The sequence below is a fragment of the Klebsiella sp. Q11 genome, from assembly GCF_964241505.1.
GTDB classification, from domain to species: Bacteria; Pseudomonadota; Gammaproteobacteria; order Enterobacterales; family Enterobacteriaceae; genus Klebsiella; species Klebsiella michiganensis.
Window position 1 is genome coordinate 91,429 of the sequence record NZ_CAXSXW010000022.1, and the last position, 6,581, is coordinate 98,009.

Consider the following 6,581-nt stretch of genomic DNA (forward strand, 5'->3'; position numbering starts at 1 on the left):
TTAAGCCTTTTTCAGGTCGCCTGGCGCACGGGCAGGCTCAACCGGTGGATAGTACGGTTCGTTATGACGCGCTTTGCTGCGCAATCCTTCCGGCACGTCGTATAGCGGGCCGAGATGCTGATACTGCTGGGCCATATCGAGATATTTTGCGCTACCGAGCGTATCCAGCCAGCGGAACGCGCCGCCGTGGAACGGAGGGAAGCCCAGGCCATAAACCAGCGCCATATCGGCTTCTGCCGGGGTGGCGATAATGCCCTCTTCGAGACAGCGCACCACTTCGTTGACCATGGGGATCATCATGCGGGCGATAATCTCTTCATCGCTGAAATCACGCTTCGGCTGGCTGACTTCCGCCAGCAGGCTATCGACTGCGGCATCCTCTTCCTTCTTCGGCTTACCTTTACTGTCTTCTTTGTAGCGCCAGAAGCCGAGGCCATTTTTCTGGCCGAAACGGTTAGCGTCGAACAGCGCATCGATCGCATCGCGATAATCTTTCTGCATCCGCTGCGGGAAGCCCGCCGCCATGACCGCCTGCGCGTGATGCGCGGTATCAATGCCAACGACGTCCAGCAGATAGGCCGGGCCCATCGGCCAGCCAAACTGCTTCTCCATCACTTTATCGACTTTGCGGAAGTCCGCGCCGTCGCTCAGCAGCTGGCTGAAACCGGCGAAGTAGGGGAACAGCACGCGGTTAACAAAGAAACCGGGGCAGTCGTTGACCACAATCGGCGTTTTGCCCATTTTGCTGGCCCAGGCGACCACTTTCGCAATGGTTTCGTCCGAGCTTTTCTCGCCGCGAACGATCTCGACCAGCGGCATCCGGTGCACCGGGTTAAAGAAGTGCATACCGCAGAAGTTTTCCGGGCGCTTCAGTACGCTGGCCAACTCGCTGATGGGAATGGTGGAGGTATTCGAAGCCAGCACGGTATCCGGGCGGACTTTGTCTTCCGTTTCCGCCAGCACCGCTTTTTTCACTTTCGGATTCTCAACAACGGCTTCGACCACGACGTCCACGCGTTCAAAGCCGGCGTAATCCAGGGTTGGCTGAATAGTAGAAATGACGCCAGCCATCTTAAGACCGTCGATTTTGCCGCGCTCAAGCTGTTTATTCAGCAGCTTGGCCGCTTCGGTCATGCCCAGCGTCAGCGATTTGTCGTTGATATCTTTCATGACGACCGGCACGCCTTTCCAGGCTGACTGGTATGCAATGCCGCCGCCCATAATTCCCGCGCCCAGCACGGCCGCGTGTTTTGGCGTGTCGATATCTTTCGTCAGCTTCTTCGCTTTTGCTTTGACGTACTGATCGTTAAGGAAGATACCTACCAGCGCACGCGCCTCGTTGGTATGCGCCAGCGGAACGAAACTTTTATTTTCCAGATCCAGCGCTTCTTCGCGGCCAAAGCGGGCGGCGGCTTCGATGGTTTTAACGGCGGTAATCGGGGCCGGGTAGTGCTTCCCGGCGGTTTGCGCCACCATGCCTTTGGCGATGGTAAAACTCATCGCGGCTTCAATTTTACTCAGATGCAGCGGCTCCAGCTTCGGCTGGCGCTTCGCCTTCCAGTCCAGGTCGCCTTTAATAGCCTGACGCAGAATCGCGACCGCGCCATCGATCAGTTTTTCATGCTTAACCACGCCATCGACGAGGCCGATTTTTAAGGCCTGTTCGGCGCCAACGTCTTTGCCGGCGGCAATGATTTCCAGCGCGCTGTCCGCGCCAAGCATCCGCGGCATCCGCACCGAGCCGCCAAAGCCCGGCATGATGCCCAGCTTCGTTTCCGGCAGACCAATGCGCAGATCCGGCGTCGCCAGGCGATAATCGGTCGCCAGCACGCATTCGCAGCCGCCGCCCAACGCATAGCCGTTGACGGCGGAGATGGTCGGAACCGGCAAATCTTCCAGGCGATTAAATACGCTATTAGCGAAATGCAGCCACTGGCTGAGCTGTTCTTCGGGAACCAGGAACAGAGAAAGAAATTCGGTGATATCCGCGCCGACAATAAAAGCGGCTTTCTCGGAGCGTAGCAGCAGCCCTTGCAGATCTTTTTGTTTTTCGAGTACGTCCAGCGCTTCACCGAGGCTGGCTACGGTTGCGGTATCGAGCTTGTTGACCGAGCCGGGGGCATCAAATACCAGTTCGGCAATGCCGTCTTCCCGCCAGTCGAGGTACAGGGTGTCGCCTTTGTAGAGCATGTCAGTCTCCTGAATCCAGCAATATGATCTGGTCATACCAGATGAGACGGAGTGTGGATTTTATGTTAAGAAATTGCAAATAAGACTTTAAATAAATGCTGGTCGGATCACACCCGGTAGAGATCACCCCGTTTGAGGTCATTGTGCTAAGATGCGAAGCATCACGATCTCATAAAATCAAAGGATAAATGATGGAATCCCTTGCCGGTCTCTATAAAAATCATATCGTTACCTTACAAGAACGCACCCGCGATGTTCTGGCCCGCTTTAAGCTGGATGCCCTGCTGATCCACTCCGGTGAACTGGTCAACGTCTTCCTTGACGATCATCCGTATCCGTTCAAGGTCAATCCCCAGTTCAAAGCCTGGGTGCCGGTTACGCAGGTCCCTAACTGCTGGCTGCTGGTGGACGGCGTCAATAAACCCAAACTGTGGTTCTATCTGCCGGTCGACTACTGGCATAACGTGGAACCGCTGCCGACCTCATTCTGGACCGAAGAGGTGGATGTGATTGCCCTGCCGAAAGCGGATGGTATCGGTAGCCAGCTGCCTGCCGCGCGCGGCAATATTGCCTATATCGGGCCGGTGCCAGAACGTGCGTTGGGGTTAGATATCGCGGCGGATAAAATCAACCCGAAAGGGGCGATCGATTATCTGCACTACTATCGTTCTTATAAAACTGACTATGAGCTGGCCTGCATGCGCGAAGCGCAGAAGTCAGCGGTTAACGGTCATCAGGCCGCTCATGAAGCGTTCCTCTCCGGGATGAGCGAGTTTGATATCAACCAGGCCTATCTGACCGCGACCGGCCATCGCGACACCGATGTACCGTACAGCAACATTGTGGCGCTGAACGAACATGCCTCCGTGCTGCATTATACGAAGCTGGATCATCGCGCGCCGGCGGAATTGCGCAGCTTCCTGCTGGATGCGGGCGCGGAATATAACGGCTATGCGGCGGATCTGACGCGTACCTGGGCGGCGCATGGCGATAGTGACTATGCTCAACTGATTAAAGACGTTAATGAGGAACAGCTGGCGCTGATTAGCACCATGAAGGCGGGCGTGAGCTACGTGGATTATCATGTCCAGTTCCATCAGCGTATTGCCAAACTGCTGCGCAAACATCAGATAGTCAAAGATATGAGCGAAGAAGCGATGGTGGAAAACGACCTGACCGGACCGTTTATGCCACACGGCATTGGTCATCCTTTAGGTCTCCAGGTTCATGATGTCGCGGGTTTTATGCAGGATGATTCGGGTACCCATCTGGCCGCGCCGGCAAAATATCCTTACCTGCGCTGCACGCGCGTACTGCAGCCGCGGATGGTATTGACGATTGAACCGGGCATCTACTTTATTGAATCGCTGCTGGCGCCGTGGCGCGAAGGGCAGTTCAGCAAACACTTCAACTGGCAGAAAATTGAAGCGCTGAAACCGTTTGGCGGTATTCGTATTGAAGACAACGTCGTGATCCACGAAAACAGTATTGAAAACATGACGCGCGATCTGAAACTGGCGTAATGGAAAGCTGGTTGATACCGGCCGCGCCGGCCACCTTTGTGGAAGAGATCAAAAAGAGCCGCTTTATCACGCTGTTGGCGCACACCGACGGCGTAGCGGCAGCAAAGGCGTTTGTCGAGTCAGTCAGGGCGGATCACCCGGATGCCCGTCACCACTGCGTGGCGTGGGTCGCCGGGCCTCCGAATGACTCGCAGCAGCTGGGGTTTTCCGACGATGGCGAACCGGCGGGGACGGCGGGTAAACCGATGCTGGCGCAGCTGATGGGTAGCGGCGTCGGCGAGATAACCGCTGTCGTCGTGCGCTACTACGGTGGTATTCTGCTGGGCACCGGCGGCCTGGTCAAAGCGTACGGCGGCGGTGTGCACCAGGCGCTTGCGCTGCTGACAACACAGCGCAAGACGCCGCTGACCGCGTATACTTTGCAGTGTGAATACGGGCAGTTGGCCGGGATTGAAACGCTGTTGGCTCAGTTCTCAGGGAAAATTGTCGAAAGCGAATATCAAGCGTCTGTTCAGCTGCGCGTGGCGCTTCCTCAGGCTGAAGTGGCGCTATTTTCAGCAAAACTGGCTGATTTTAGTCGCGGTTCGTTGCAATTACTGAAGATTGACGAATAATCCCCACCTGATTTTTTTGCATATCAAAGGAAGCGCCAGAGATGCATTTTCGCGCGATAACCCGAATCGTTGGACTGCTGGTCATTTTGTTTTCGGGGACAATGATCCTCCCGGGATTAATAGCCCTGATATATCGCGATGGTGCGGGACGGGCGTTTACCCAGACCTTTTTTGTTGCCCTGGCGATCGGTTCGCTGCTGTGGTGGCCCAACCGTCGTGAGAAGGGTGAACTGAAATCCCGCGAAGGGTTTCTCATCGTCGTGCTGTTCTGGACGGTGCTCGGAAGCGTCGGTTCGCTGCCCTTTATCTTCTCTGAACAGCCCAACCTGAGCATTACGGATGCCTTCTTTGAATCCTTCTCGGGTCTGACAACGACCGGGGCAACCACGCTGGTTGGGTTAGATTCGTTACCCCACGCCATTCTTTTCTATCGTCAGATGCTGCAATGGTTTGGCGGGATGGGGATCATCGTGCTGGCGGTAGCGATACTGCCGATACTGGGCGTCGGGGGGATGCAGCTGTATCGGGCGGAAATGCCCGGGCCGCTGAAAGATAACAAGATGCGGCCGCGCATTGCTGAGACGGCGAAAACGCTGTGGCTTATCTATGTCTTACTGACGGTGGCCTGTGCGCTGGCGCTGTGGTTTGCCGGCATGCCGGCGTTCGACGCCATCGGGCACAGTTTCTCGACGATTGCGATTGGCGGATTCTCCACCCATGACGCCAGCGTGGGCTACTTTAATAGCCCAACGATTAACTCCATTATTGCTATTTTCTTGCTGATATCGGGCTGTAACTACGGCCTGCACTTTTCATTACTCAGCGGGCGCAGCCTGAAAGTGTACTGGCGCGATCCCGAATTCCGCATGTTCATCGGCGTGCAGCTCACGCTGGTGGTGGTATGTACCCTGGTGCTGTGGCTGCATGACGTCTACAGTTCGGCACTCATGACGGTGAATCAGGCGTTCTTTCAGGTTGTGTCGATGGCGACAACGGCGGGCTTCACGACCGACAGCATTGCGCGCTGGCCGCTATTTTTACCGGTCCTCCTCCTCTGTTCGGCTTTTATCGGCGGCTGTGCCGGGTCGACTGGCGGTGGTTTGAAGGTTATCCGTATTCTTCTGCTTTTCAAGCAGGGTAACCGTGAGCTTAAACGGCTGGTACATCCTAACGCGGTATATAGTATTAAACTGGGGAACCGCGCGCTGCCGGAACGTATCCTGGAAGCCGTCTGGGGATTCTTCTCCGCCTATGCGCTGGTGTTTATCATTAGTATGCTGGCGATTATCGCCACCGGCGTGGATGATTTCTCGGCCTTTGCTTCGGTCGTTGCGACGCTGAATAACCTTGGCCCTGGGCTGGGCGTGGTGGCGGATAACTTTGCGACGATGAACCCTGTCGCAAAATGGATCTTGATTGCTAATATGCTGTTTGGTCGTCTGGAAGTGTTCACCTTGCTGGTGCTATTTACTCCGACTTTCTGGCGCGAATAACAGGAGTGCCTGTGAAAACTTTGATTCTCTTTTCTACCCGCGACGGACAGACGCGTGAAATCGCCTCCTATCTGGCATCTGAATTAAAAGAGCAGGGGATTGATGCGGACACGATCGATCTCAACCGCACCAATGAAGTGGAGTGGCCCTTATACGATCGTGTCGTCATCGGCGCATCAATCCGCTATGGTCATTTTCATCCCGCCTTAGAACGGTTTGTAAAAACGCATCTTCAGCCGCTGCAGGCGCTACCGGGCGCCTTTTTCTCGGTCAACCTCGTCGCGCGTAAGCCAGAAAAACGAACGCCGCAGACCAACAGCTACACCCGCAAGTTTCTGCTTAACTCGCCGTGGCAGCCGCAGCACTGCGCGGTGTTTGCCGGCGCGCTCCGCTATCCACGCTATCGTTGGTACGATCGGTTTATGATTCGCCTTATTATGAAGATGACCGGCGGCGAAACGGATGTCACTAAAGAAGTGGTGTATACCGACTGGCAGCAGGTGGGCAGATTTGCGCGGGAAATTGCGCAAATGACCAGCAAATAGCGCGTTAAATCACCCTGGTGATGGAAAGTTGAGCGAACGAAAAGTTTTTTGAAATTTCCCCTTGTCACTTCGGAATTACTCCCTATAATGCGCTCCCACTGACACGGAACAACGGCTTACAGCCCGCCGGGTCAGCGGGATTCAGCGATGAATACCGGCAGAGAAAAGCGAAAATAATCGCTTGACTCTGAATGAGGAAAACGTATTATACGGGAC

The 6,581-nt window shown here is 55.3% G+C and carries 5 protein-coding genes; 4 read left to right on the forward strand and 1 reads right to left on the reverse strand.

Annotation, left to right across the window (positions count from 1 at the left end; all coding sequences use genetic code 11):
- Positions 1-2,190 carry a fatty acid oxidation complex subunit alpha FadB gene (gene fadB / locus ACESQ2_RS26850; protein ID WP_345911905.1) on the reverse strand — a complete coding sequence of 730 codons (2,190 nt, stop codon included), beginning with the start codon at positions 2,188-2,190 and terminating at the stop codon, positions 1-3.
- Positions 2,191-2,381: 191 nt separating this feature from the next.
- On the opposite strand from fadB, the gene pepQ reads away from it, so the two are divergent.
- Genes pepQ through hemG form a run of 4 tightly spaced genes read left to right on the forward strand, consistent with a single transcriptional unit; the run spans position 2,382 to position 6,365 of the window.
- Complete coding sequence (gene pepQ, locus ACESQ2_RS26855) at positions 2,382-3,713, forward strand: Xaa-Pro dipeptidase (protein WP_009652560.1); 1,332 nt, start codon at positions 2,382-2,384, stop codon at positions 3,711-3,713.
- Entirely contained in the window at positions 3,713-4,327 is a 615-nt protein-coding gene (locus ACESQ2_RS26860) for an IMPACT family protein (protein ID WP_014227487.1), read from the forward strand. The genes pepQ and ACESQ2_RS26860 overlap by 1 nt, the downstream gene beginning before the upstream one ends.
- A 41-nt stretch (positions 4,328-4,368) precedes the next feature.
- Entirely contained in the window at positions 4,369-5,820 is a 1,452-nt protein-coding gene (trkH, locus tag ACESQ2_RS26865) for a Trk system potassium transporter TrkH (RefSeq protein WP_004097624.1), read from the forward strand.
- Positions 5,821-5,831: 11 nt separating this feature from the next.
- Positions 5,832-6,365: a menaquinone-dependent protoporphyrinogen IX dehydrogenase gene (hemG, locus tag ACESQ2_RS26870; RefSeq protein WP_373171561.1), complete on the forward strand. Its 534-nt coding sequence runs from the start codon at positions 5,832-5,834 to the stop codon at positions 6,363-6,365.
- The last annotated feature ends 216 nt before the right edge of the window (positions 6,366-6,581 follow it).

Excerpts from the sequence above, each read along its gene's own strand:
- fadB (WP_345911905.1), bottom strand. The coding sequence starts at position 2,190 with ATGCTCTACAAAGGCGACACCCTGTACCTCGACTGGCGGGAAGACGGC.
- ACESQ2_RS26860 (WP_014227487.1), top strand. The coding sequence starts at position 3,713 with ATGGAAAGCTGGTTGATACCGGCCGCGCCGGCCACCTTTGTGGAAGAG.
- trkH (WP_004097624.1), top strand. The coding sequence starts at position 4,369 with ATGCATTTTCGCGCGATAACCCGAATCGTTGGACTGCTGGTCATTTTG.
- pepQ (WP_009652560.1), top strand. The coding sequence starts at position 2,382 with ATGGAATCCCTTGCCGGTCTCTATAAAAATCATATCGTTACCTTACAA.